General features: G+C 72.6%; 19 protein-coding genes and 1 pseudogene. 14 read left to right on the top strand and 6 right to left on the bottom strand.

Features of this window, described 5'->3' with window-relative positions:
* Positions 1-91 precede the first annotated feature (91 nt).
* A pseudogene (locus AB0G74_RS23435) lies at positions 92-892 on the bottom strand (transposase); the annotation flags it as partial.
* Positions 893-945: 53 nt separating this feature from the next.
* Here AB0G74_RS23435 and tnpA point away from each other — a divergent pair.
* The 7 genes from tnpA (at position 946) to AB0G74_RS23400 (ending at position 9,888) form a co-directional block, all read left to right on the top strand.
* Positions 946-1,374, top strand: coding sequence for an IS200/IS605 family transposase (tnpA, locus tag AB0G74_RS23430; protein ID WP_361149418.1), 429 nt, complete (start codon positions 946-948; stop codon positions 1,372-1,374).
* A 128-nt stretch (positions 1,375-1,502) separates the two neighbouring features.
* Positions 1,503-1,919, top strand: coding sequence for a helix-turn-helix domain-containing protein (locus tag AB0G74_RS23425; RefSeq protein WP_361149415.1), 417 nt, complete (start codon positions 1,503-1,505; stop codon positions 1,917-1,919).
* 501 nt (positions 1,920-2,420) lie between these two features.
* Entirely contained in the window at positions 2,421-3,512 is a 1,092-nt protein-coding gene (locus AB0G74_RS23420; RefSeq protein WP_361149412.1) for an alpha/beta fold hydrolase, read from the top strand.
* Positions 3,513-3,668: 156 nt separating this feature from the next.
* The gene (locus AB0G74_RS23415; protein ID WP_361149409.1) at positions 3,669-5,399 is read left to right on the top strand and encodes a class I adenylate-forming enzyme family protein; all 1,731 of its coding nucleotides are present in this window, start codon (positions 3,669-3,671) and stop codon (positions 5,397-5,399) included.
* Positions 5,400-5,540: 141 nt separating this feature from the next.
* Positions 5,541-7,001, top strand: coding sequence for an aldehyde dehydrogenase (locus AB0G74_RS23410; protein WP_361149406.1), 1,461 nt, complete (start codon positions 5,541-5,543; stop codon positions 6,999-7,001).
* A gap of 103 nt (positions 7,002-7,104) precedes the next feature.
* Positions 7,105-8,181, top strand: coding sequence for a zinc-binding dehydrogenase (locus AB0G74_RS23405; RefSeq protein WP_361149404.1), 1,077 nt, complete (start codon positions 7,105-7,107; stop codon positions 8,179-8,181).
* A 435-nt stretch (positions 8,182-8,616) separates the two neighbouring features.
* Positions 8,617-9,888, top strand: a complete 1,272-nt coding sequence (locus AB0G74_RS23400) for a TetR/AcrR family transcriptional regulator (protein WP_361149402.1) — start codon at positions 8,617-8,619, stop codon at positions 9,886-9,888.
* Positions 9,889-10,165: 277 nt separating this feature from the next.
* Here the strand turns inward: AB0G74_RS23400 and AB0G74_RS23395 are convergent, their stop codons facing one another.
* On the bottom strand, positions 10,166-11,056 hold the full coding sequence (locus tag AB0G74_RS23395) for a S1 family peptidase (protein ID WP_361149400.1): 891 nt from the start codon (positions 11,054-11,056) through the stop codon (positions 10,166-10,168).
* 854 nt (positions 11,057-11,910) lie between these two features.
* Between AB0G74_RS23395 and AB0G74_RS23390 the strand changes: the two genes are divergently transcribed.
* From AB0G74_RS23390 to AB0G74_RS23380, 3 genes are all read left to right on the top strand, one after another.
* Positions 11,911-12,468: a DUF6328 family protein gene (locus AB0G74_RS23390; protein WP_361149398.1), complete on the top strand. Its 558-nt coding sequence runs from the start codon at positions 11,911-11,913 to the stop codon at positions 12,466-12,468.
* Positions 12,469-13,138: 670 nt separating this feature from the next.
* Positions 13,139-13,537, top strand: a complete 399-nt coding sequence (locus tag AB0G74_RS23385) for an RNHCP domain-containing protein (protein WP_361149395.1) — start codon at positions 13,139-13,141, stop codon at positions 13,535-13,537.
* 142 nt (positions 13,538-13,679) lie between these two features.
* Positions 13,680-14,039, top strand: coding sequence for an RNHCP domain-containing protein (locus AB0G74_RS23380; RefSeq protein ID WP_361149433.1), 360 nt, complete (start codon positions 13,680-13,682; stop codon positions 14,037-14,039).
* Between the two features lie 61 nt (positions 14,040-14,100).
* Here the strand turns inward: AB0G74_RS23380 and AB0G74_RS23375 are convergent, their stop codons facing one another.
* The 3 genes from AB0G74_RS23375 to AB0G74_RS23365 form a co-directional block, all read right to left on the bottom strand.
* On the bottom strand, positions 14,101-15,249 hold the full coding sequence (locus AB0G74_RS23375) for a matrixin family metalloprotease (protein ID WP_361149392.1): 1,149 nt from the start codon (positions 15,247-15,249) through the stop codon (positions 14,101-14,103).
* Between the two features lie 221 nt (positions 15,250-15,470).
* Complete coding sequence (locus tag AB0G74_RS23370) at positions 15,471-16,760, bottom strand: SGNH/GDSL hydrolase family protein (protein WP_361149389.1); 1,290 nt, start codon at positions 16,758-16,760, stop codon at positions 15,471-15,473.
* Positions 16,761-16,890: 130 nt separating this feature from the next.
* Positions 16,891-17,430, bottom strand: a complete 540-nt coding sequence (locus AB0G74_RS23365; protein ID WP_361149431.1) for a DUF2165 domain-containing protein — start codon at positions 17,428-17,430, stop codon at positions 16,891-16,893.
* Between the two features lie 205 nt (positions 17,431-17,635).
* Between AB0G74_RS23365 and AB0G74_RS23360 the strand changes: the two genes are divergently transcribed.
* The gene (locus AB0G74_RS23360) at positions 17,636-18,052 is read left to right on the top strand and encodes a DUF1992 domain-containing protein (RefSeq protein ID WP_361149385.1); all 417 of its coding nucleotides are present in this window, start codon (positions 17,636-17,638) and stop codon (positions 18,050-18,052) included.
* A gap of 132 nt (positions 18,053-18,184) precedes the next feature.
* On the opposite strand, the gene AB0G74_RS23355 is transcribed toward AB0G74_RS23360, so the two are convergent.
* Positions 18,185-19,657, bottom strand: coding sequence for an MFS transporter (locus AB0G74_RS23355; RefSeq protein WP_361149382.1), 1,473 nt, complete (start codon positions 19,655-19,657; stop codon positions 18,185-18,187).
* 252 nt (positions 19,658-19,909) lie between these two features.
* Between AB0G74_RS23355 and AB0G74_RS23350 the strand changes: the two genes are divergently transcribed.
* From AB0G74_RS23350 to AB0G74_RS23340, 3 genes are all read left to right on the top strand, one after another.
* Positions 19,910-21,628 carry an AMP-binding protein gene (locus tag AB0G74_RS23350; RefSeq protein WP_361149379.1) on the top strand — a complete coding sequence of 573 codons (1,719 nt, stop codon included), beginning with the start codon at positions 19,910-19,912 and terminating at the stop codon, positions 21,626-21,628.
* A gap of 191 nt (positions 21,629-21,819) precedes the next feature.
* Positions 21,820-23,742 (top strand): CoA transferase, encoded by a 1,923-nt coding sequence (locus AB0G74_RS23345; protein ID WP_361149376.1) that lies wholly within the window; start codon positions 21,820-21,822, stop codon positions 23,740-23,742.
* Entirely contained in the window at positions 23,739-25,394 is a 1,656-nt protein-coding gene (locus AB0G74_RS23340; protein ID WP_361149373.1) for a class I adenylate-forming enzyme family protein, read from the top strand. Before AB0G74_RS23345 ends, AB0G74_RS23340 begins: the two co-directional genes overlap by 4 nt.
* Positions 25,395-25,418 lie beyond the last annotated feature (24 nt).

The following is a 25,418-nucleotide window of genomic DNA, read 5'->3' as shown; positions in this document are numbered from 1 at the left end:
AAAGCTACGAGGCAGGCCTGCACCTCCGAGGATCGATCATGTGGCTGAAGCACATCACGTCAGCCACATGATCCGAACCCCAAACAGCTCCTAGGCCGAGCGCGGCCTTGTGCGCGTGGTCGAGCCGCTGGCGGCGGACCTTGCGGTGCAGGGCGGAGACCTTGACGACAGCTTTACGGCGGCGCTTCGACCCGCGCTCGCACCGGCTGAGGGCCTGCTGTGCTGCTTCGAGCTTCGCGGCAGCACGGCGGCCGTGGCGTGGGTTGGCGACGTGCTCGCCGTCGGACGTGGTGAGGAACGAGGCGATGCCCAGGTCGATACCGACCACGGAACCGGTCTTGGGAAGCGGCTCGGGCCGGGCCTGCTCGGCGGTCAGCACGACGTACCAGCCCTTGCCCTCACGTTTGACACTGACGGTCTTGACCTTGCCGACTACTGGCCGGTGCTGATTGACCTTGATATGTCCGACACCCTGGAAACGGACACGGGTGACCGGGTCGTGCGGGGTGGAGTCCCAGCGGCAGCCGTCGCCGTCCTTGGGGAAGTCCACCGTGTCGAACCAGTTCACGCCCCGGAACCGGGGATAGCCGGGCGTATCACCGGACTTGACCCGGCGGAAGAACGCGGCGAACGCCTTGTCCAGACGGCGCAGCGTGGCCTGCTGCGAGGAGAACGACCAACGCCCCTGACGCTCCGGGTCGAAGGCTCGGATGTCCTTGAGCTGGGCGGACTGCTGCCCGTATTTGATGCTCGTCTTCGAGGCGTGCCGGTAGGCGTCGCGGCGTTCCTGTAACGCTCCGTTGTAGAGCGAGCAGTGATCGGCCAGCATCGCTGTCAGCGCGGCGGCCTGGCCCACGGTGGGCCGCATGAGGAACTTGTACGCACGGATCACCCCGGCCCACCCCCTCCCGGGTCTGGCTCCGGCGATCATACTAGCCTTGGTGTATGTCGCCCCGCTGGGAATCAAACCCCGACATCCGCACCGGTCGCCACGTTGACTGCAATCTGCACGCACACTTGGTGTTCGTCACCAGGTACCGCAAAGACGTCCTCGACGACGACATGCTGAAGCGGTGCGAGGAGATCATGCGGGAGGTATGCGGCAGCTTCGAGGCGGAACTGAAGGAGTTCAACGGTGGGCGCGACCACGTGCACCTGCTCGTGCACTATCCGCCCAAGGTGGCCCTGTCGAAGCTGATCAACAGCCTGAAAGGCGTCAGCTCCCGATACCTGCGCGCCGAATACACCGACCGCATCAACCACACCGGACTCGGCTCCGCCTTCTGGTCCCGCTCCTACTTCGCAGGATCCTGCGGCGGCGCACCGCTCAGCACCGTCCACCAGTACATCGAGGACCAGAAGCGACCTACCTGACCATCACCCAAACACAGCTTCGACAGTACGGGTACGGCGCCGGGTCGACCGGGACACGGCCCTGCTGGCCGAGGCGCACTGAGGGACTGCTCCCGGTGGGGCCGGGCGCCCGAGGGGGTGTCAGTGCCGTGGTGGAGGGCCTGGAGCGGCTGGGCAGGGCGCGGGAGCTGGCCGCGCTCGCGCTCGCCGCGAGTCCGTCGGACGGTCTGCTGCACGGTCTCGGCGACCGGCTGTCCCGGGTGTTCACCGTGGCCCGGCCCGACCTGGCGGCGGACGTCGCCGAGCAGGTGTTCGGCCCGCTGCGGCGGCTGGAGCGGGCGGAGCGGGCCGAGTTGCTGACGACGCTCGCCGCCTGGCTGGACCACGGCGGGTCGACCCGGCGGGCCGGTGAGGCGCTGTACTGCCACCGCAATACGGTGCTCAACCGCCTCCGCCGCCTCGAACGGCTCACCGGCCGCAGCCCGGCCGACCCCCGGGACATGGTCGACCTGGCGCTGGCCCTCGACGCGGAGGGAGTCGTCGCACCGCCCGCCCCGGGGCTCTGACTCGCGGTACGGGCCGGGGCGCGGCACCGTCCGGGTCGTACCGCCGGGCACCGCGCGGGTGGACGGCGCTTCCGGCCGCCCGTCGGGCCCGACGCGGTACCGGGGCCGTACGCCACGGCGGGTCCCGGACGGTCCGCGCGTCCGCCGGGCCGTACGGCGGGTGCCGCGAGGCCGTCGCCCGGCGCGAGCCGGGTCGTACGGCCGGACCGGCCCCGGTCGCGCCCCCGCATCGCCCGCCGGGGTCGTCGACGGCAGCGGCGGAGCGGTCGAAGGGCCGGATCCGCCGGGTGCCGGAGAGGTGTCGTTCCTGTGCGGCGGGCGGGTCCCGCGGGGCGGGGTGTGTGCGCGGGCACACGTCCCGGGCGGGGGGTGATTTCGCCCGGTCGGGCGGGTTTCCGCGGGCCCGCCTCCGTGTGACAGTCGGCTCGCCCGGCCCGTCCCTCCCCCACCATCACCGACGGCGCCGGGGCGACCCGGTCCGATCCGGACGAAGGAGTCCTCATGCCGACCGCCGTAAGAGTGCCCCGCCGCCGCGCGTGGCGGGGTGCCGTCGCCGCCCTGTGCGCCGCGTTGTTCACACTGTCGCCCGCCGCTCCGGCCACGGGCGCGGAGCCGCCGCCCCCGGCCCCGGGCCCGCCCCTGACCGTGCCCGCCGACCGGCTGGACGCGGCCCTCGACTGCCCGGACGACCTCGGCCGTTCGGAGCGCGACCCGGTGCTCCTGGTCCACGGCACCGGCGTCGACGCCGGTCTGAACTGGTCGTGGAACTACGCGCCGGCCCTGCGCGACCTCGGCTACGACGTCTGCACGGTCGACCTCCCCGGCCGGTCCCTGACCGACATCCAGGAGTCCGCCGAGTACGTCGTACACGCCCTGACCACCGTACGGGCGGCCACCGGGCGGCCCGTGGACGCGATCGGCCACAGCCAGGGCGGACTCCAGCTCCGCTGGGCGCTGACGTACTGGCCCGGACTCCAGGGGTTCGTGGACGACGCGGTCAGCCTGGGCACACCCGAGTACGGCGCGGTGGCCGGGGATCTGGTCTGCGCGTCGTCGTGCGCCCCGGCGCTGCACCAGATGTCCCGGGGTTCGGCGTTCCTGACCGCCCTGAACTCCGGGGACCCGACGCCGGGGCCGGTGTCGTACACCGGGATCCACACCCGGAACGACACGGTGGTGGTCCCCCATCGCAGCTCCGTCCGCGAGGGCGCGCGGAACATCGAGCTCCAGGACGTCTGCGGGATCCGCCTGGTCACCCATATCGGCCTGGTGTACGACTCCGTGACCTTCCGGCTGGTCCGTGACGCGCTCGACCGTCCGGGTCCCGCCGATCCGGCCCGGCTGCCGCCGGGGGCTTGTCTCGGCGATCCGTATCTCCCGGGCGTCGGCGCGGCGGACCTGGCGTACGCGGCGGCGGTGGTCGCCCCGGCCGCCGCCGCGGCCATCGCCACGGCCCCGAAGACCGGCACGAGCCCCCGCCGCGCCCCTACGCGGCCGGGGCGGCGGGCTGACCGGGACCGAACCCGGACCGGACCCGGACCGGACCCGGAAGATCTCGCTCCAACCATAGACATTGGCGTTAGCGTGAATTAACTTTAATGTCACAGCGAGGCCGCTTGGTCCTTAATAATCCCGGTATTCGCCGGTCGAATATCCGATCCTCCGCGGCCAGTTGACATTCCCAAAGGTGTCCCGGAATTCACCGGGACCGACCGGATCCCCGCCGCCGCCAGTCATCAGGAGACCCCCGTGACCCCTGTCTGGTCCCCGCATCAGCTCCCGTCCCCCGAGATCCCCCCGGTCGCCGCCGACGCCGTGCTGACCGGTGCCGCGAACGCCTACCGCGACCGGATCGCCCTGCGCGACGGCGCACAGGCGATGACCTACGGCGAACTGCGCGACGCCGCCCTGAGGGTGGCGGGCGCGCTGCGCGCCCGGGGGCTGGTGCCGGGCGATGTCGCGGCGCTCCACCTGCCCAACACGATGTGGTACGTGGTCGCGTACTACGGGGCCCTGTGCGCCGGGCTGACGGTGGCACCGCTCAACCCCGCCCAGCCGCCGGAAGCGCTCCGCGCCCAGCTCGCGGAGTGCCGGGCACGGCTGGTCTTCACCCACCCGGCGGCGGTCACGGCCGAACCGGTCGCCGAGGTGCTGTCCGCGACCGGCACCGTGGTGCACGTCCCCGGTTCGGACGTCAGCCCCGCCCCGCGCGGCGCGCGGCTCCCCGATTCCTGGATCCCGCTGACCGAACTGCTGACCGCGCCCCCGCTCGACGGCTACCGCCCGGACCCCGGGCTCGTCGCCCATCTCCAACTGACCGGCGGCACCACCGGACGTACCAAGGCGGTCCGGGTACTGCACCGCAATATCGTCGCCAACATTCTGCAGAGCACCAGCTGGCGGGCCTGCTCCCTGCCGTATCTCGACGAGGACGGCGGGCTGCGGCTGGAGCGGCTGGCGGGCGCGCCCGACCAGAGCGTCCCACCCGGCGAGGGCGTCAACATCGCGGTCGCGCCGCTCTTCCACGGCCTCGGCCTGATCGGCCAGAACGTCAACACCCTGCTCGGCGTCACCTGTGTGATCACCGCCGGACGGTTCGACGCCGACCGGTTCGTGGCCGATCTGGAAACCCACCGCGTCACCCATGTCGCCGGCTCCCCCGCGATGTACTACGCGATGCTGCGCAGCCCCGAACTGGCCCGGCGCGATCTCTCCGCGATGCGGATGGTCACCTCGGGTGCCGCGCCCATCGACTCCCGCGCCCTCGCCCGGCTGCGGGCGGCGCTGCCCACCGCGAGCGTCAACGAGGGCTACGGACTGAGCGAGGCCACCATGGGCGTCTCCATGGTGCCGCCGGGGGTGACCCCGCCCGACGGCTCGGTGGGCCGGTCGATGGCGCTCACCGAGATCGAGATCCGGGCCGAGGACGGCCGGACGGTACGCCCCACGGGAGAGTCGGGCGAGATCTGGGTCCGCGGCCCCCAGGTCACCGACGGCTACCAGGACGAACCCGAGCTCACCGCCGAACAGTTCGTCGACGGCTGGCTGCGCACCGGGGACATCGGCCGGCTGGACGGGGACGGCTTCCTCTTCCTCGTCGGCCGAGCGAAGGACATGCTGATCTACAAGGGCTACAACGTCTATCCACAGCCGCTGGAGGACGTCCTCTGCTCCCATCCGGCCGTCGCCCAGGCATCGGTCGTGGGACGGCCCGACCCGGCCGCCGGGGAGATCCCCGTCGCCTTCGTCGTCCTCGAACCCGGTGCCCGGGCCGAGGCGGAGCGCGCCGACGCGTTCCTCACCGAGCTGATGGCGCATGTCGCGTCCCGGGTCGCCCCGTACCAGCGGGTCCGCGAGGCCCATCTGGTGGACGCGCTGCCGCTGACACCGACGGGCAAGGTCCTCAAGAGCACCCTTCGCGAGCGGCTGCGCCCGGAGGGCGGAGCCGCCCGGGAGACCGTGCCGCCGACCGCGCCGTAACCCGCCGCCGGCGGATGCGCGCCCGGCCCGGGGACACCCGGCGCGCATCCCTCCGCCCTGTCCCGTCCCGCCCGGTCCCGCCGGCCGGGCCCGTTCCGCCGTGTCCCCTTCGCACAGTTCCGCCGTTACGAGGAGTTCCGTATGACCGCACGTGTGGAGTACGACCAGCTGTTCATCGGCGGCCGGTGGACCGATCCCGCCGGGTCCGGCGTCATCGACGTCGTATCGCCCGTGACGGAGAAGGTCGTCGGCCGGGTGCCGCACGCCGGGACCGAGGACGTGGAGCGGGCCGTCGCCGCCGCGCGGGCCGCCTTCGACCACGGGCCCTGGCCCCGGCTGCCGCTCGCCGAGCGGATCGCGGTCGTCACCCGGATCAAGGACCTTCTGGCCGCCCGGCATCAGGAACTGGCGGAACTGGTCAGCCTGCAGAACGGTTCCCCCATGCTGTTCTCGGTCCGGGGACAGGCGCTCTCCGCCGTCGGCGTGTTCGGCGCCGCGCTCGCCGCCGCCGCGGACTTCGCGCCCGAGGAGGAGCGCACGGGCACCGGGGGACCGGTCCTGGTGCGCCGCGAGCCGGTCGGTGTGGTGGCCGCGGTGACCCCGTGGAACGTCCCCCAGCTGACGATCGCCGCGAAGCTGGCGCCCGCCCTGCTCACCGGATGCTGTGTCGTCCTCAAGCCCGCCCCCGAGACCCCGCTCGACGCCAACTGGCTGGCCGGGCTCTGCGCGGAGGCCGGGCTGCCCGAGGGCGTGCTGTCCGTACTGCCCGGCGGCCGGGAGACCGGGGCGCACCTGGTCGCCCACCCCGGTATCGACAAGGTCGCGTTCACCGGTTCCGGCGCCGCGGGCAAGGCGATCATGGCCGCGGCGGCGGCGAACCTGACCCGGGTCTCCCTCGAACTCGGCGGCAAGTCGGCCGCCGTACTCCTCGACGACGCCGATCTCGCCACCGCGATCCCCGCGATCGTCGCCGGGACCTGCGCGGCCAACAGCGGTCAGGCATGTGTCGCGCTCACCCGGGTCCTGGTGCACTCCTCGCGCTACGAGGCGGTGGCCGGGGCCCTCGGCGCGGCCTTCGCCGGGCTCCGGGTCGGCGACCCGGCCGATCCCGCGACGGTCGTCGGCCCGCTGATCAGCCGGGCGCAGCAGCGCCGCAATCTCGACTATGTGGCGAGCGCCCGGGAGGCGGGTGCCACCGTCCTCACCGGCGGCGGCGTCCCGGCCGGGCTCGACACCGGCTGGTACATGGCACCGACCCTGCTCGGCGAGGTCACCAACGACATGCCGGTGGCCCGGGAGGAGATCTTCGGCCCGGTGGTCTGTCTGATCCGGTACGAGACCGAGGACGAGGCCGTCGAAATCGCCAACGACTCCGACTACGGGCTCTCCGGCGCGGTGTTCTCCGCCGATCCGGAACGGGCCGCGCGGCTGGCCCGCCGGGTACGGACCGGCACGATTTCCGTGAACGGCTTCCGGCTCGACCTCGCCGCGCCCTTCGGCGGGTTCAAGCACTCCGGGATCGGCCGCGAGTTCGGGCCCGAGGGCCTGGCGGGCTATGTCGAGTACCAGACGGTGAATCTGCCGCGGCCCACCGCGAGCTGACACCCCGGCACCCCGCCTCCCCTTCGCCCTTCCGCTCCTCCCCTTCTCCGCCTTCCCCTGCCTTCTCCCTTCTCCCGCCGCCTTCCGTCAGGAGTCATCCATCATGCGCGCCGCCGTTCTGCACACCACCGGGGACGAGACCCTCGACGTCACCGAGGTCACCCCCGTCTCCTTCGGTCCCGGCCGGGTCCGGGTCCGGATGCACCGGGCCGGACTCTGCCACTCCGACCTCTCCGCCATGAGCGGGGTACTCGCCCATCCCGCGCCGTTCGTCCCAGGCCACGAGGGCGCGGGCGAGGTCGTGGAAGTCGGCGCCGGGGTCACCCATGTCGCCCCGGGCGACCGGGTGATCGTCTGCTGGATGCCGCCGTGCGGCAGCTGCGCGGTCTGCGCCACCGGCGACACCCATCTCTGCCGCAGCGGCTTCGCCAACCTCGCCACGCCCAACTTCCGTACCGGCTACCGGACGCTCCCCGGGATGATGGGCGCCGGGACGTTCGCCGAGGAAACCGTGATAGCGGGGTACGCGGCGATCCCCGTCCCCGAGGACATGCCGTACGACATCGCCGCCCTGATCGGCTGCGGGGTGACCACCGGAATCGGGGCCGCCCTGAACACGGCCCGGGTGCGGCCGGGGTCGACGGTGGTGGTGATCGGGCTCGGCGGGGTCGGGGTCAGCATCCTCCAGGGGGCGCGGGTGGCGGGCGCGGCCCGGATCCTGGCCGTGGACCCCACACCCAACCGGCGCCGGATGGCGCTCGGCTTCGGCGCCGACGAGGCGGTGGCGCCGGAGGAACTGGGCGAGGCCGTCAAGCGGCTGACCGGGGGCCTCGGGGCCGACTACGCCTTCGAGGCGGTGGGGCGGGCGGGGACTCTGCGCGCCGCCTACGACGCGACGCGCCCCGGCGGCACCGTCTGTCTGGTGGGCGCGGGCGGGCGGGGTGATCTCACCGATCTCAACCTCGCCGAACTGGTGATGAACGAGAAGAAGGTCCTGCCGTCGTTCTACGGCGGCGCCGACATCCGCCGGACATACGCCACCATCACCGGGCTGTGGCGGGCCGGGCGGATCGATCTGGAGTCGATGATCACCCACCATGTGCCGCTGGGCGGGATCAACGACGCGATCGGCCAGATGCGGTCGGGCGAGGCGCTGCGGACGGTGATCGACATCGCCTGAACCCCCGGGCCCCGGCCGCCCGGTCGGGCCGGGACGCCGGAGCGGGCGTTCCGGCTCCGGGTCGTCGCCACCGCGGCGCACGGCGGCCCCGGACGCGGGCTCGGTCCGAGTCGGCCCGAACGATCACCGGGTACGGAGACGGATCGCGGTCCGGGTACGGCGGGGCGCGAGGTGTACGGCTCGCCCCGCATCCGGGCCGGGCCACCCGCTCGGGCCTCGCCCGGTCCGGTGCCGTACGCCCCGCGGAAGTCCCAACGGAGTCCCGGCCTCCGCACTCGTATCGTTACGCCTGATTCACTTGAGGGGGCAGGGAATGGGCCGGACCGGGCATCACCCCTCGGCCGTACGGGGGGTGGGGCGGAGCGTCCTCCACGGCGGTGGAACACCCGGTGAGACCCGGGTCACCTGGGACGTTCCTTGGGGTACGTTGTGCGGATGACTGACGCCGCCGACTCCCCGGCCTCCCGTACCGCGCCCGCCGGGGCCGGTACCCGGGGCGGGTCCGGCGGACGGGGCGCGACACCGCGCCGTACCCCCGTCCGCAGGCCGCCGGACCGCAAGGAGCGGATCCTCGACGCCGCCGCCGAACTCTTCCGCGACCGGGGTTACCACAATGTCTCGGTGGCCGATGTCGCCGGTGCCGTCGGGATCACGGCCCCCGCTCTCTACCGTCACTTCCGGGGCAAGCCCGATCTGCTGGCCCAGGTCGTCGACCGGACCGTCGACACCATCGCGGCGGCCTGCGCCGCCGCCCCCGATCTCGACACCTATCTCGCCACCGCCTCGGCGCAGAGCCTGGAGCGCCGGGGCGCGGCCGTGCTGTGGCAGCGGGAGGCCCGTCATCTGCCGGAGGAGCAGCGGGAGCGGGAGCGGCACGAGCTGAGCGCCGCCGCCGCGTCGATCGGCAAACTGATCGGCGCCGAACGGCCGGGGCTGCCCGCCGCCGACCGGACCCTGCTCGCCTGGGCGGTGCTCTCCGTCTTCGGCTCCCTCTCCTGGCACCGGACGTCGCTGCCGCGCCGCCGTTTCGAGGAGGTCATGCTCCGGCTGGCCGGTGCCGCGGCCCGCTGCGAACCGGGCACCACCGGGGACGGCGGGCCGGGCCGGGACGATGCTCCGGCCGCCCGGGAACCGGGGGCGTACGCGGCCCTCGCGCTCTCGCGCCGGGAGGAGATCCTCGCCGCCGCGCTCCGCCTCTTCGACGAGCGGGGTTTCCAGTCCGTGAGCACCGACGACATCGGTGAGGCGGCGGGCGCGTCGGGCCCCAGTATCTACAAGCACTTCCCGACCAAGACCGATCTGCTGGTCGCCGGGGTGGCCCGCGGTGGTGAGCACCGGCGGGCCGGGACGGCCGCGGCCCTCGCAGAACCGGGCACCCCCGGAGAGACCCTGGAGCGGCTGCTGCGTTCCTATGTCGACTTCGCCCTCGCGCACACCCGGCTGATCGGGCTGATCCTGGCCGAGCTGGACCAGCTGCCGGAGAAGGAGCGGAAGGCGGCCCGGCAGGCGCAGCGGGAGTATCTGGCGCTGTGGGGGCGGCTGTTCGCCGAGGCCCGGCCGGGTACCGACGCGGCGGAGGGCCGGATCGTGGTCAGCGCCGTACTGACGGTCGTGGACAACGCGGTACGCACCGGCCGGCTGGGCGCCCGGCCCGATCTCGGCGAACGGCTGGTGGAGATCGGTCTCGCGCTGCTGCGGGCCGGGTGATCGGGGCCCGTACGGCCTGAGGCCGTCTCTTTTTCGCAGGGCTTCGCGGGTTGTTCGGCCGGTCGGCGGACCGCCGGAAGCGGTCCGGGCAAAACGGCGGTGGCGGGCGGTACGGGAAGGGGACCGGGAGGTCCTTCCCGTACCGCCCGCCGGGTGTCGCCGCCGGTCCGGGCGGTCTCGGCACCGCACCGGGCCGGGGCGGAAGACCGGGGCGGCCCGGGCCGGTGAGCCCCGCGGGTTCAGGGCCGTGGGACCCACCGGCCGGTTCCCCCGTGCTTTAGAAGACGTTCAGGCCGTAGAGGCCGAGGGGCCGGCTGACCGGCTCGTAGAACGTGGTTCCGCCGACGCTGCAGTTGCCGCTGCCGCCGGAGAGCAGACCGTGGGCCGTGTTGCCGCTGAACAGCGGGCCGCCGCTGTCACCGGGCTGGGCGCAGGCGTTGGTCTGGATGGTGTTGTAGACCAGTTGTCCGCCGCCGTAGTTGACGGTGACGTTCAGCGCCGTGACGACACCGGTGCGGTAGCCGGTGGTGGAGCCGGAGCGCTCGATGCGCTGACCCACCGACGGGTTCGTCCAGTTGACGATGTCACGGTACGTGCCGTTGTAGAGGTAGACCCGGCCGTCGGAGGCGGCGGGGTTGGCGTGCTGGATGACGCCGTGGTCGTAGACCGGGAAGACGGTCCAGCCCGGGACGGCGGTACCGATGTTCCAGGAGGGCCTGCCCTTGGTGCAGTGGCCCGCGGTGAGGGCGAAGTGCTGGCGGGCGCCGTTGACGACATTGAAGCCGAGGGAACAGCGGACACCGGCCGAGGTGATGGCCTCGCCGCCCGCGATCAGCCGGTTGAACTTGCCCGCGGTGCGCTTGACGACCAGGGAGCCGGCCTGCGCGCCCGCCGCCTTCTTGATCTTGGCTATGCCAGTCTGGGTCACGGTGCTGTCGGCGGTGACCACGACCTTGCCGGACTTGGCGTCGGTGTGCCAGGCGGTACCGCCGACATCAGCCTTCAGGACGGCCTGGTTCACCGCGGCGAGCTGGGCGGCGGACGCCTTGGGCGCGTCCGCGGCGGCGGCGGTCGGCGCGACGAGCGCGGCGACGGTGGCCAGTCCGGTGACGGCCGCGGCCACGCCTCTTCGGCCGAGGGTTCCCTTGAGGAGCGTCTTGACGTTCACGAGTCCTCCGATTCGGAAGCCGGGGCCCGTCCGGTGTACGGGCCCCTGGTCACGCGATTCGGCGGGTTCATGGACCACACGGGAGTCATGTGCCTGCCAAATCGACGTGATGGGGATCCTGTGCCCGACCGGCCTCCGCAACAAGTTCCACTTTTGGCCGCACTGCGACCGCCCGCCGACACCGGAACACGGTTGGCAGGAAGCCGCTCTTGCCGGAACCGGCACACACTCGCGCCCCGGCGCGCCGTCATGACGGCGGGGCCGCCGAACGGGTAACCGCTTTCCCGATTCCGCTAGCCGGTCCGCCGGGGCGGGTCCCGGGGCCGGGTGCCGACACGTACCAGGCGGGCGCCCCGCGGCCCGCCGGGCAGATCAGAGCCGTACGGACGCCGTGACCCCGAAGTACCACGAGGAAAACGGCACCCCGGTTCACCAAAGCGGGGCAAAGAGTTCCGGTACGCCGGGTGATCCGGGTCACATGCGACGGCTTTCCGCTGTCCCGGCCGGAAGTCCGCCGGTGGAGTCCGTCCTCCGGCCGGGGGCCGCCGACGGGGTGGCGGCAAAAAATACACCCGTCCCCGCGGAGCCGTCGGTGTCCGTATGAGATGGATTGACCATCTTCCCGGTCCCTGCCGGTGTCCTGTTCTGCCATCCGCCCCCGGACCAGGCCATTTTCCCGGCGGGACGGCACAGCACCGCAGCGGCGGATGGGAACGCAGGGCCCGGCGTGACCGGAGTGGTCCGTCCCGGTTCCGCGCCGTTCCGCCCCCGTTCCGCAGGGTGCCGCACCGGTTCCGGCACCTGCCCGGCGCGGCACCCGGCCGAACGCCCCGCCCGGGGCGGAGAGTGGGGCCATGCCGACTCCTCCCGTACCGCGCCTTCCGGCGGCGCGCCGCGAGACCCCCATGGAACGGGCAGACCGCAATCTCACCGAACTCCTCCAGGAGTTGCGGGTCGTCCAGACCGGGGTGCAGATCCTCTTCGCCTTCCTGCTCGCGATCGCCTTCACCGAGCGGTTCGGCCGGCTCGACGGCTACCAGCGGACGGTCTATGTGGTCACCCTGATGCTGTCGGTGGTGGCCGCGGCGGTCTTCGCCACCCCGGTCGCCCTGCACCGCGGACTCTTCCACCAGGGCGCCAAACGCCGGATCGTGGCGCTCTCCACCCGGCTCACCGAAGCCGGTCTCGCGGTCCTCGCCCTCGCCCTCACCGGGGCGGTGCTCCTGCTGATGGACGTGGTCCTCGACACTCCGGCGGCGATCGTCCTGGCGAGCGCCACCGCGACGCTCTTCGGCACGCTCTGGTTCGCCCTCCCCCGGGCGCTGCGCCACCGGCCGCCCGGGGGCCGGGGCGGCCGGGGTCGTACGCGAGGTCGCGGGCCGGGGCGTGGGGCGTCGTACGGCGGCTACTGAACGGCGCGCGCCGGATATCGGCGGCCGGGCGGGTGGCGTCCGGGCAACCACGGCCGAACACGCCACACCGCGATGGACCACGACGGAACGGGATGTGCCGTACGCGACGACCGCGCGCCGGGGCCCGTGGGGCAGACATCGGCCGTCACCCGGCCGTGGCGTACGCGGCCACCGCTCGCCCCGCCGTGGCGTACCCGCGCCGTCCCCGGCCCGGCGCCGGAAAATCGTTCGCGGCCTCCCGAAACCCCCTGTTAGCGTGCCGGAGTACCCCGCCCGACGGGGTGCCCTCGTCGTCGTGGTGCCGTCCGGTGCCACTGTTCGGGCTCCCACGCCCTGGAAAGAGCTGTCGTATGCCCCGGCCCGGGCCGAGCGTGCCTCGTCACACCGTGAGCGCGTCCGGCAACTGACCCCGGCTGTCCCCGGAAGCCCCTGACCCTCGGGTCACGGGGCGGTTCCGGCGCACCCGTCGCCCGGGTCACCTCGCCCCGCCCTCCGGTGAAACGCCGGTCCCCGTCCCGTACGCCGTCATCCGCCCCGCCGCTCCCGGCGCGTTCCCGCGCGCCCGGCCGACGTCACGGCGATATGCCGTCCGGACCGCTCCGGCGCCGCTCCCCGAGTGCCGCCCGGCCTCCTCGCGCTGTCATCACGCTTCCAGCCAGGAGAGACCCGAGTGTCCACCCACCAGGGCGACAGCCCTTCCCGTCAGCAGCCGTCCACCGCGCATCCCGTACCGCGCGCCGACACCTTCACCTGCGTCCGGTGCGGGCTGACCGTCGGCACCCTCGACCCCGAGGGGTCCGTACGCAACCACTGCCCGAGCTGTCTGAACTCCCGCCATCTCGACGACCACGTCGACGGCGGCCCTTCCGAGTGCCGGGCCCGGATGAGCCCCGTCTCGGTGGCCGTGCTGCGCGCGGGCGACTGGACCGTCGTTCACCGCTGCACCCGCTGCGGGGAGCTGGCGACCGGACCCGTCAGCCCCGACGACAACCATCTGATCCTGATGCGGATGGCCGTACGGCCCCTCGCCACGCCCCCGTTCCCGCTGGAACCCTTCGGCGAGCTGTGAGACCCGACGCCCCCTCCGGACGAACCACGAAAGGAACACCCCCGTGCCACGACGGGTGAGAAGAACCGAACAACCACGGAAGACCGCGTCCGGGTCCGCCGGGCGGCGCGGCGGACCCCGCCCCCAGCGGACCAAGGACGTCCTGCACGGCCGGGGCGGTGAACACGGGGAGTCGTTCCGCTGTGTCGGCTGCCGTCTCGACGTGTCCGTCACCGCGCCCGGCACCGCGCACCGCAACCACTGCCCGCAGTGTCTGGCCAGCCTCCATCTGGACGCCCGGATACCCGGCGACCGGGCGTCCCGGTGCCGGGGCCGGATGACGGCGATCGGCCTCGCCGTCCGCCCGGACGGCGAATGGCTGGTGATCCACCGCTGCCTGTCCTGCGAGGGAGTCAGCGCCAACCGGATCGCGGGCGACGACAATCCGCTCCCCCTGATCCGCCTGGCGACCCGCCCGCTGGCGGACCCGGGGGTGCCGGTACGGGCGCTGCTGGCGCTCTGAGGCACGAAAGCCGGGGGCGCAGTCGTACGGCGCCCCCGGCCGCCCGTGACCGCGTTGTGCGTCAGTAGATGTAGTTGAGACCGTTCATGTCGCCCCGGGCCAGCGTGCGGGCAGCGGTGCTGCACCAAAAGGATTGCCAGTACATGGTCTGATTCACATTGGCATTTCCAGTGACATGCCCGAGGCCAAATAGATGCCCGGCCTCATGGGTGCCGACACTCCGAATATCGATCTTCTCGGAGCAACCGCTGGTCGGATTGTTGGTGAATTTGGTGTCCGCGGTGTTGTACCGGACATCAGCCTCAAGTACGTCGGCCAGAGCGGGCGGCTGCGACTTGAACCAGCTGCAGGTCACGGCCGCGTGGTCGTTGTGGAGGTCACCCGCGTCCCAGGTGCTCTTCTTGTCCCGGGCCGTGCACTGGCTCTTGTTGTTGATGTCGGCCTCGAACGTCGTGGTCCCCTGGTAACTGGCGTTGGGGCCGACCAGGCTCACGATGTTGCAGTTGTTGTAGCCGTCCGTGATGTTGTTGATGGCGTCGGCGAAGGCATTCTTGGCGTCAGTCCGGGACAGACCAGCGGGCATGCCGCCGTCGCCGATGTACCACTTGTACGTGCCGTACTCCTTCCGGCCGTTGCTCTTGAAGGCGCTGGTGCTGCATGCCCCCGGGGCCGCCGCGCTGTCGGTGTCCGGGATCGGGGTGGCACCGGGCAACGGTATGTCCGCCACGCCGTCCGGGGTGTCCGGGGTGCCCGGCGGGGTGTCCGGGATCTCGTCCACGGGCGGGGCGGGCTCCGGGGTGTCGACCCCACCCGCGGGCGTCAGGCCGTCCGAGGGGAGGTCGTAGGAGATGATGCCCGCGTCGCTCACCTGGATCTCGAAGTGCTCGGGGGGACCCGACACGGACACGGCCGAGACCTCGACCCCGTACCCCGGCTCGGGAACGGTCAGCCCCACACCGCCGTCCTCGACGACGCGTCCGACGGCATCGCAGTCGATGACCGACGACCCTGCGGGCAGCTCGATGACGCTCAGCGGACCGGGCGGCAGCTGACAGTTGGCAGACCCCCCGGATCCGGCCGCCTGCGCGGAAGCCCCCTGGAAGGATACGAGCGACACCGCGACGGCGAAGGCGCCCAGAGCCCCTGTCAGCCGGGAACGACGAAATGCGGAAAAGCGATCGGCGCGACTGCCTCTTTCACCATTGAACATAAAGAATCCCCACTCTCCGCCACCTCGGTCGAGGCGACGGAGAATGACGTTAAGAGCGAGGGATCCTGTACGGCAAAAACATGAATTGAAACATCGATGACGAGTTGGCGCGATACATCGTAAGCGGTCGCCGATTTCCACGGCATCGAGGAGAGAGGGGCGATTTGCCCGCCCCTGATCGCGCCAGGCGGTCACTTCGGCTATCACGCGGTGACAGCCGGTCAATCCCCCGTCACATGCGGCAGAACCGCGGCCGCCAGCGCGTCGAGTCCCGCGTCGTTCGGGTGGAGGTGGTCACCGGAGTCGTAGGCGGGCAGCAGCCGCGCCGGGTCGGCCGGGTCGCGGAGGGCCAGGTCCGTGTCGGCGACCGCGTCGTAGGCGCCGCTGGTGCGGATCCAGTGGTTGACCTCCTGCCGGACCCGGTCCTTGGTCTCGGTGTAGTAGCCGTCCCCGGTGCCCTTGAAGGGGAGGACGGTCGCTCCGACGACCTCGACGCCCCGGGCCCGGGCCTGGCGGATGAGATCCTTGTGGCCGTCGATCAACTGGCTCGCGGTGACCGCGGGGGCGACCCCGCAGCCGAAGTCCGCCAGACCGGCGGCGCCGATGTCGTTGACGCCGAGCAGGACGACCGCCTTACGCACCCCGGGCCGGTTGAGCACATCGTGCCCGAACCGGTCCTTCGCCTTCACTCCGAAGCACGGCGAGTCGGAGAGCAGCCGATTGCCGCTGATTCCGGAGTTGACGACGGAGAGCCGGGAGCGGGCCTCGGTCAGCCGCTCGGCGAGCTGGTCGGGATAGCGGTTGTCGGCGTCGGGGGTCGATCCGTAGCCGTCGGTGATGGAGTCCCCGAAGGCGACGACCGTGCCCCGGGCCTCGGCGCCGGTGACATCGATTCCGGAGAGCGCGTAGTAGGAGTAGGCGGTCTCTCCGGCGAAGGGTCCGCCGGAGGTGTCCCGGGTGCGGTCGCCGGTGGCGCGGTAGGTGGTGGTGAGTCCTTCGGGGTGGAAGCCGACGGGGCCGGTGGGACCGGCGAAGTGCAGGGTGACCGTGAGCCGTTCGAGGGCGCGTACCGGCAGCCCGACCGGGTCCGAGGCCAGTTCGCGGCCCGGCGGTACGACGATGCCGTCATCGCCCCCGAACCGTACGGTCCGGACGGTGCCGGGCCGGACCGCGGCACCGTCACCGGTCCGGCCGACCGTCGCGGCGACCACCCGCAGGGGGCGGGCGCCGTACTCGTTGGAGACCCGGATCCGCAGCCGCTCCCCCGCGGCGGCGACCCGGACGACCTGCCGCACGCTCTGGTCGGTGAAGCCGTCGACGGACCAGGTGCGCGGCCAGCCCGGCACGTCGACCGGCGCCTGATGCGCCGCGCCCCACGCCCCGGTCCAGCGGTGCGGGCGGTCGTCGCCGGAGGCGGTCGCCGTACCGGGGGCCGTGGTCAGGGCGAGCGCGGCGGTGGTGACCGCGACGACGGCCGCCGCCGTTCGCCGCCGGAAGGTGGAGCGCCTCATCCTTGCCGCCTGTTCCCGGGCTCGACGAGCCCGTGTCGTAAGGGAGTTGACGGGCCGAAGCCCGGGACGTCGTATGTGTGATCGACACCCGGGCGGACTCCGGTATTCCCCTATCGGCACGTGATCGGGGTCAGGTGGTGTCGGGGCGGGCTCCCTCTCCCCGGCCGGAGTTGGCGGAGAGCTGGACCAGCACCAGGCCGAACGCGGCGATCATCACATTGCGGCCCGCGGGCTCCAGACCGTTCCAGTCCGAGGACTGCCACATCTGGAACCACTCCCCGCCGATGACGACGAAGCCGAGGCCGAAGAGCAGCACCACCATCAGCAGCCCGAGCGTGCTCGCCCGCCTGGCCCGGCGCTGATCGCCGCCCCGGCGCAGCCCCCGCGCCCAGTAGCCGACCGCGAGCAGCAGTACGGCGGCGGTCAGGGTCTCCCAAACGATGATCGCGACGTAGGCGATATCGGCGACGGTACGGGACTCGACGGCCCGCCACATGACGTCGTCGTCCCGGAAGGTGGTGTCCATGGCGAGGACGTGCCGGACGAACTCCCGGTTGGTGCCGAAGTCGGTGATGTTCCCGAACGCCACCAGGGCCATGTATCCGGCGACGACGGCGGTGAAGACGGCCGCCGCGGCCGATACGGTGCCCAGGGCCAGTACCCGGTCCAGGCCCTTGTTCTCCGCGGCCGTCGCGGCCGCCGCGCCGGTGGTGCCGTTCTCGGTTCGGTCGCTCTCCCGCACCCGTATTCCTCTCCCCTGCCGTCCGCCCCTTCGGCGAATGGATCACGGCATGGTGCCACGGCTGACCGCCGACGGGTACGGGGGTCGCCGTCTCGCCCGGGGCGTTCCGCCGGTCCGGTGCGACACTGGGGGCATGACGGAACGCAAGCCGCCGGGCGTGAGTTTCGAGTCCTGGGTGGACCGGCAGATCGGTGACGCGGAGCGACGCGGTGAATTCGCGTCGCTGGCGGGCATCGGCGAGCCCCTGCCCTCGGCCGTCGAGGCGCCGTACGACGAGAACTGGTGGATCAAGCGGAAGATGGCCCGCGAGGGGTTCTCGTCGCTGCCGCCGACGCTGGCACTGCGCAAGGAGGTCGAGGACGTCCTCGCCGCCGCCTGGGCCGCGCCGACCGAGTCGGCGGCCCGCCGACTGGTCGGGGAGATCAACCCCCGGATCCAGCAGATGATGCTGCGTCCCCCGCCGGGGCCGCCGCTGGGCCTCAAGCCCTTCGACCTGGACGAGATCGCCCGCGAGTGGCACGCCCGCAGAGCGGCGCCCGGCAACGTGTAGAGGGCGGCGCCGCCCGGCCGTACCGATCACCGGACGACATCGCCCGGCCCGTCAGCACTGCCGGGCCGTGACCGTCGCGGAGGCGCCGGACCGCGCGGCCCCCGGGCACGGGCTCCGGGGGCCGCGCGGGGTTCAGGCGTCCGCGTCGGCGGGCTTCATGGTCTCGTCGTCCTCGGCCGGGGTGTCGGGCGAATGCTCGTCCAGGGCCCGGCCGCGGCGGATCAGCCAGATGCCGATCAGTACGCCGACCACGGCGAGCAGTCCGGCGCCGAGGAAGCCGAGCTGGAAGCCCTCGTTGACCGCGAAGGCGTCGGACGGGCCGTCGACGGCGTCGGTCCTGGCCTCCGCGAGGGCCGCGAGTACGGCGATGCCGAGGCCCGCGCCGATCCGCTGGGCGGTGTTGACGACGGCGGAGATGACCCCGGTCTCATGGACCTCCACGGCCTTGACCGCCGGAATGGTCGAGCCGACGAAGACGGCGGGCAGTCCGACGGCGAAGACGACGGCGGCGGGCAGATAGTCCGTCAGGAAGTCGGCGCCGACCGGGAGCCTGCTCATCATCAGCAGACCGGCCGCGAGGAAGGCCATCCCGAGGGTGAGGACCATTCGCGGGCCCCAGGCCGCCAGCGCCGAGGGGATCAGGGTCCGGGAGACGATCAGATTGACCACGGCGATGGGGAGGACCGCGAGTCCGCTCTCCAGCGGGGTGTAGTCCCGTACCTCCTGGAAGTAGAGCGCCAGGAAGACGAAGGCGGGGACATGGGCCGCGCCCACGATCACGCTGGCCAGGGTGGAGCCGGTGATGTCGGGGTTGCGGAAGAACCGGAAGGGCAGCAGCGGATCGTCGGAGCGGCGCTCCACCACCACGAACGCGACCGCGAGCGCCGCGCCGACCACGCCCAGCAGGAGTGTGAGGGCGTCGAGGTCGCCCTCGGCCGCGATGGTGACCACATAGACCAGCAGCAGCAGCGCCGCGGTGCCGGTGACGATGCCGGGTACGTCGAGCCGGGCCCGGACCCCGGCCAGGGACGGCACGTCGTCCGCGGGCAGCAGCCGCCCGCTGAGGAAGAGTCCGACCACACCGATCGGGACGTTGATCAAAAAGATCCACGGCCAGCTGAGCAGTTCGACGATGAGTCCGCCGAGCACCACACCGCCCGCGGCGCCGACCGCGCCCATCGCGCTCCACCAGCCGAAGGCCCGCCGGTGGGCGGCCGGGTCGGTGAAGATCGCGGTCAGCAGGGAGAGTTCGGCGGGGATCAGGATGGCGGCGCCCACGCCCTGGAGCGCGCGGGCGGCGATCAGCATCCAGTCCCAGGCGGCGAGTCCGGCGAGGAGCGACGCGAAGGTGAAGACCGCGAGGCCGATCTGGAACATCCGCCGCCGGCCGAGGATGTCGGTGGCCCGTCCGGCACCGAGCTGGAACCCGCCGAACGTCACCTGGTAGGCGGTGCCGACCCAGGCCAGGCCGACCACCGTCAGACCCAGCGCCGCGCCGATCGCGGGTAACGCCACATTGACGATCGACACATCCAAGAACACCACGAGCTCCACCGAGGTGAGGAGCAGCAGTGCCGCCCTCTTCCCCTGGAGAACACCGCTCATGACTCTCCTCCGCACTACTGACTAAAATTAACTAAAGCTTTCCTCTAAAGCTCCACTCTAGTCAAGCTGAGCTTGACTACCTAGGCTGATCAGCATCGGCGGAAAATGATCGTCCTTGACTGGAGTTGGACGCTAGAGTATTCATATGGCGACCTTTGATGGCAGTAGGGGGAACGCCAGATGCAAGGAGACAGCAGCTCACCCGGTCACTGTCCGGAACTCTCCGGTGACTGCGGAGCCAGACTCGCTACGTTGTCCGCCCAGTGGGGCCGACCGCTCCATCATGTGATCCACGCCATCGCCTTCACCGTCCTCGGCCGTCAGTCCGTCGACGGCGCCGTCCGGCTGCGCGCCGACGGAGTCGACCGCGGCCGGCTGGTCCTGCCGCGTACCATCACCCTCCCCGAGGCCGCCCGGCTCACCGGCGACCTCGTGGGCGACGCCGGATCGGTCGTCGCCACCACCGCCAACGCCGGTTCGGGTCTGCCCGAACAGGTCCGGCTGGAGATCCTCCACCGCGCCGACGGGACCATCGCGATACCCGTCACCGGATCGGCCCGCCAGGCGGACCGGCTCCGGCACGCCTGGCACCACCCGTACACGGCGGCGGCCACGGTCCGCGACGTACCGCTGGTCTCCCCGGACGACGCCCGGGACCTGGCCCGCTGGGACGAGAACCTCGCCCCGGTCCCGGCCACCACGCTCGACGCCACCTTCAGCCGGATCGCCCGCGCCTTACCGGCGGCGACCGCCGTCGCCGCCGGGGACCACCGGCTCAGTTACGCGCAGGTCGAGGCGCAGGCGTCCCGGCTGGCGGGCCTGCTGGTCCGCTCCGGCGTCCAGCTCGGCGAGCCCGTCGTGGTGGTGAGCGACCGTCCGTTCCGGGCGGTCGTCGAACAGCTCGCCGTACTCAAGGCGGGCGCGGTCTGTCTGCCCGTCGGCCGGGTCACCCGGCTGCGGGCCCGGGAGCTGACCGCTTTGAGCGGGGCCCGTTACGTCCTCGGGGACGGGCCCGGTGTAGCGCCCTGGGAACCGTACTGCCGCACGCTCTCCGCGCGGCAGGCCCATCAAGCCCCCGAGCGGGGCCCGGAGGGGACAACCCCCGAGCCCTCCCTGCCCCGCTCGGGCTTCACCGACGTCGCGTACTGCCTCGTCGACACGCCGGACCGGGGCCGCCCCGGCGCCCGGCTCTCCGCCCATGACGCCTGGGGGTCCGCGACCCTCGCCAGGATCCGGCGGATCGGCCGGGCATCGGGGGAGATCGCGGTCTGCGCCCGCCCCTGGGACCCGGTCTTCGTCTCCGCCATGTGGTGGGCCTTCGCCTGCGGGGGTCTGCTCCGCTGGCACGATCCGGCGGCGGCGGACGCCCACCGTTCCGTCGCCCGCCATCTCACCGGCGACTCCCGGCCCGACGCCCTGCTCACCGCCGAGCAGTACGGCCGGGTCCTGGCCGCCGTGGACCGCCCGGCCGCCCCCGGGGCCCGGGCCGTCGTCCTGACCGGGGAACCGGCCGGCGACCGGCCGATGGAGCGGCATGCCGCGAGGCTCCCCGGGGCCCGGCTCTTCGCCGAGTTCAGCGGGGACGGCGCGCCACTGCCGTGGACCGTACGCGAACTGCCGCCGCCGGGCACGGAACCGGCGAAGTCCGCCGGGGACCCGGCCAACCCGTTCACCCCGATCGGCCGCCCCGCGCCCAATGTGCGGGTCCGGATCCTGGACGAGTCCGGCCGCGCCCTGCCGCCGGGGATCGTCGGCGAACTCCGCGCCGAGGGCTGCGCGCTCTCCTGCGCCACCCTGCCACCAGGCGGCACCCAGCCCGGCTACCCCGATCCACTGCTGGCCTCGGGCCGGCTCGCCCGGCTGCGGGCGGACGGCACCCTGGAACTGGCCGACGCCCGGCCCGCTCCCCCGGCCGCTCCCCATGTCCTGGTCCGCAGGACCTCTCCGGCGGTCGGCGCGCTGCGGCGCTGACGCCCCTTGATCCGGCCGGGCCGGCCGGTACCACCTCCGTTCCCCCTCTCCCCAGCACCGGCCGATCCGCCGTTGACGCCGGGAACGGTCACGCCACCGCTCACGGGCACCCCCGCGCCTCCGCCGGGACCCGTCTCCCCCCATCGCACGCCCGTGCTGTCACCGGTCCCAACACCATGAAGGAGATCAGCATGCACATGGCTGCCACCGCCCCTTCAGAAACCACCGCACCACACGAGGGAGGCCCGCTCACCCACCGGGCCGCCCCCCTGGCCGGCTTCACCGTCGCCTACCCGGAGCGTCTGCCCGCCGGGGATGTCCTGCTGCGTCACCTCGCCGCCCTCGGCGCCGATGTCGTCCGCGACGACGACGGGGCCGACCAGGCCCTGCGCCTCACGGCTCAGGGCTCTGCGGGCCCCCTGCTCGACTGTCGTATCGACTGGTCCGATCCCGGCACGAACGGCGTCCTCGACGAGACGACCGTCCAGGCCGCCGCCGGTCTGATGGCCGTCCACGGCAGGCGGACGGGCGTCCCCACCCGGATACCCGTCGACTACGCCTCCGCCTGCTCGGGTGTGATCGCGGCCCAGGGCGTCCTGGCCGCCCTGGTCGCCCGGGAGCGGGGCACCGGGATCACCTCGGTGGGCACCACCGTCACCCACGCCGGTCTGCTGACGATCTCCCAGTACCTGGCCGCCGCCAGCGCCGACGACGACGAGATCGTGCCGAAGGACGCCCCGGAGAACGGGCCGCCGTTCCGCAGCCGGGACGGGGTCCTGTTCGAGATCGAAGCCCTCGACCAGCGGCCCTGGCAGGCGTTCTGGGCCGAACTCGGCGTCCCCGTGCAGGATGTGCGCCGCGCCTACCAGCCCTTCGTGATGCGCTACCCCAAGGCGGTCTCACCGCTGCCCGCCACCCTGGCCCCCGCCGTCGCCGAGCACGACTTCGCGACCCTGACCGCGATCGCCGAGCGGACCGGGATGAGCGTCTGCCGGATCCGTACCGTCGACGAACGCCGGGAGGACCGCGACGCGCTGGTCGACGGCAAGGTGCCCGGGCCCTGGCGGTTCACCCCGTCCGACGACCCGGCGCCCGAGGCGCCCGGGGCCGTACCGCCCACCGCCGACCAGCCGCTGCGCGGGATCACCGTGGTCGAGGCCGGACGCCGGATCCAGGCCCCGATGGCCACCCTGGTCCTTCGGCTGCTCGGCGCCCGGGTGGTCCGGATCGAACCCCTGGACGGCGATCCGCTGCGCGGTATGCCGCCGATGGTCGGCGACTGCTCCGCCCGCTTCATCGCCCTCAACCGGGGCAAGGAAGTGCTCTGGGCCGATCTCAAGTCCCCCGAGGGCCGGGCCTCCGTAGTCGAACTGGTCCGGGAGGCGGATGTCTTCCTCCACAACTGGGCGCCCGGAAAGGCCGCCGTCTTCGGACTCGACTCCGACCAGTTGCTGAAGGTCAACCCCCGGCTCGTCTACGGCTACTCGTCGGGCTGGGGCGACGCCCTCGGCGACAACCCGCCCCTGGGTACGGACTTCATGGCGCAGGCGTACTCGGGCCTGGCCGAGCAGATGGCCGTCGACGGCGCCCCCCGGCCGTCCCTGATGACGCTCATCGACGTACTCGGCGGACTGGTCGCGGCGGAGGGGCTGATCGCCGGACTGCTGTGGCGGGAGCGCCACGGACGCGGACTCCGGGTCGACACGTCCCTACTGTCGGCCTCGACCGTGCTCCAGTACGACGTCCTGGAACGGCCCAGGAACCGGCACGCCCCCGGCTGCGGCAACACGGCCGCCCCGGTCCTCGACGGCCCCTGGGCCACCGCCGACGGCTGGCTCGCCCTGTCGGCCCGTTCCCACACCGCCGTCGGCCGGCTCTGCCGGACCCTCGGCCTCGACACCGCCCTGACCGAGGAGCGGCTGCGGGCCGAGGTGGCGCGGTCGCTCGCCGCCCGGCCCACCGCCGAGTGGGTGGCCGGACTCGACGCCGCGGGCGTCCCGGCGACCGCCGTCGCCACCGATCTGACGGCCCTGCCGGACACGCCGGCCGCCCGGCGCGCCCTCACCCGTCAGGAGTGCACCCTCGTCACCGCCCCCTGGAGGTTCGACGCATGACCGCCACCGTCTTCCACGACCTGGTGCCCGCCGAGCTCCGCGCCCGCTGGACCGCGGAGGGCCGGTACCCCGGCAAGTCCCTGTTCGCCCTCTTCCAGGAACACGCCGCCGCCCGGCCCGACGCCCCCGCCGTCCTCGACGGAGAAGGCGTGATGAGCTACGCGGAGCTGGAGCGTACGGCGCTGGGCCTGGCGAGCGCGCTGCTCGACGCGGGCACCCGGCCCGGCGACGTGGTCGCCGTCAATCTGGGCAACGGCCGGCTGGCCTGCGCGGTGGACCTGGCCGTCGCCGCCGTGGGCGCGATCGGGCTGCCGTACCCCATCGGCCGGCGGCGGCAGGACACCTACGCCATGTTCCGCCGGGCCCGCCCCACCGTCGCGGTGATCACCCGTCAGGTCGGCGAGACCGACTACGGGGCGCTGATGGAGGAGCTGCGGCCGGAGCTGCCCGAGCTGCGGGAGGTCTTCGTCACCGGCGAGCCGCTGCCCGGGATGCGCTCCGTCGACGCACTGCTCGCCGAATTGCCCGAGCCGCCCGCGGCGCTGCCCGAGACCGACCCGGACTCGGTCGCCCGGATCCTGGTCTCCTCCGGCTCGGAGGCCGAGCCGAAGATGGTCGCCTACTCGCACAACGCGCTGGCCGGCGGCCGGGGCGCGTTCGTCAGGTCGCTGGTCCGGGGCGAAGGACCGCCCCGGATCATGTTCATGGTCCCGCTGGCGTCGTCGTTCGGCTCCACGGGCACCTTCGTCACCCTCGCGGTACTGGGCGGCAGTCTGGTCCTCATGCCCCGGTTCAGCTCCGCCGAGGCGGTCCGGCTGATCGGGGTGCACCGGCCGACGCACATCATGGGCGTGCCGACGATGTTCCAGGAGATGCTGGCCGACCCCCGGCTCGGCGGCGACGCGGCGGACCGGGTGGACACCTCGTCCCTGACCGGGCTGGTCTGCGGGGGCGCCGGAGTGGATCCGCGTACCGTCGAGGAGTCCGTACGGGCCTTCGGCTGCGCCTTCGTCAATCTCTACGGATCGGCCGACGGGGTCAACTGCCATACCCAGATCGAGGACGATCTGGAGACCGTGCAGAGCACGGCGGGCCGCCCCAACCCCGATGTCACCACGATCCGGATCACCGCCGAGGACGGCTCGGAGGTGCCGCCGGGCGGGATCGGGGAGATCTGGTCGCGCGGCCCGATGACTCCCCTCTGTTATGTCAACGCCCCCGAGCTGGACGCGCTCTACCGGACCGAGGGCGGCTGGGTGCGCACCGGCGACCTGGGGCGGATCGACGACGACGGGCGGCTGAACATCACCGGCCGGCAGAAGGAGATCATCATCCGGGCCGGGCTCAACATCAGCCCCGCCGAGGTCGAGGCGCTGGTCAACACCCATCCGGCGGTGAAGAGCGCCGTCTGTCTGGGTATTCCGCATCCGCGGCTCGGCGAGCAGGTCTGTGTCTGGGTGGTGCCGCTGCCGGGTCAGCCGGTGCCGGACCTGGACGAGCTGCGGCGCTATCTCTTCGAGGACCGCGGTCTGGAGCGGGCCAAGCTGCCCGAGCGGCTGGTGGTCCTCGACGAGCTGCCCATCAGCCCGGCCGGAAAGGTCGACAAGCACGTACTGAAGGCCGCGCTGACGGCCGACTCCCCCGCCTCCTGAGCCCGTGGCCGAAGGACGAGATTC

The sequence above is a fragment of the Streptomyces sp. NPDC020875 genome (assembly GCF_040641415.1).
Lineage (GTDB): Bacteria > Actinomycetota > Actinomycetes > Streptomycetales > Streptomycetaceae > Streptomyces.
This window is presented reverse-complemented; position numbering and strand designations above follow the sequence as displayed.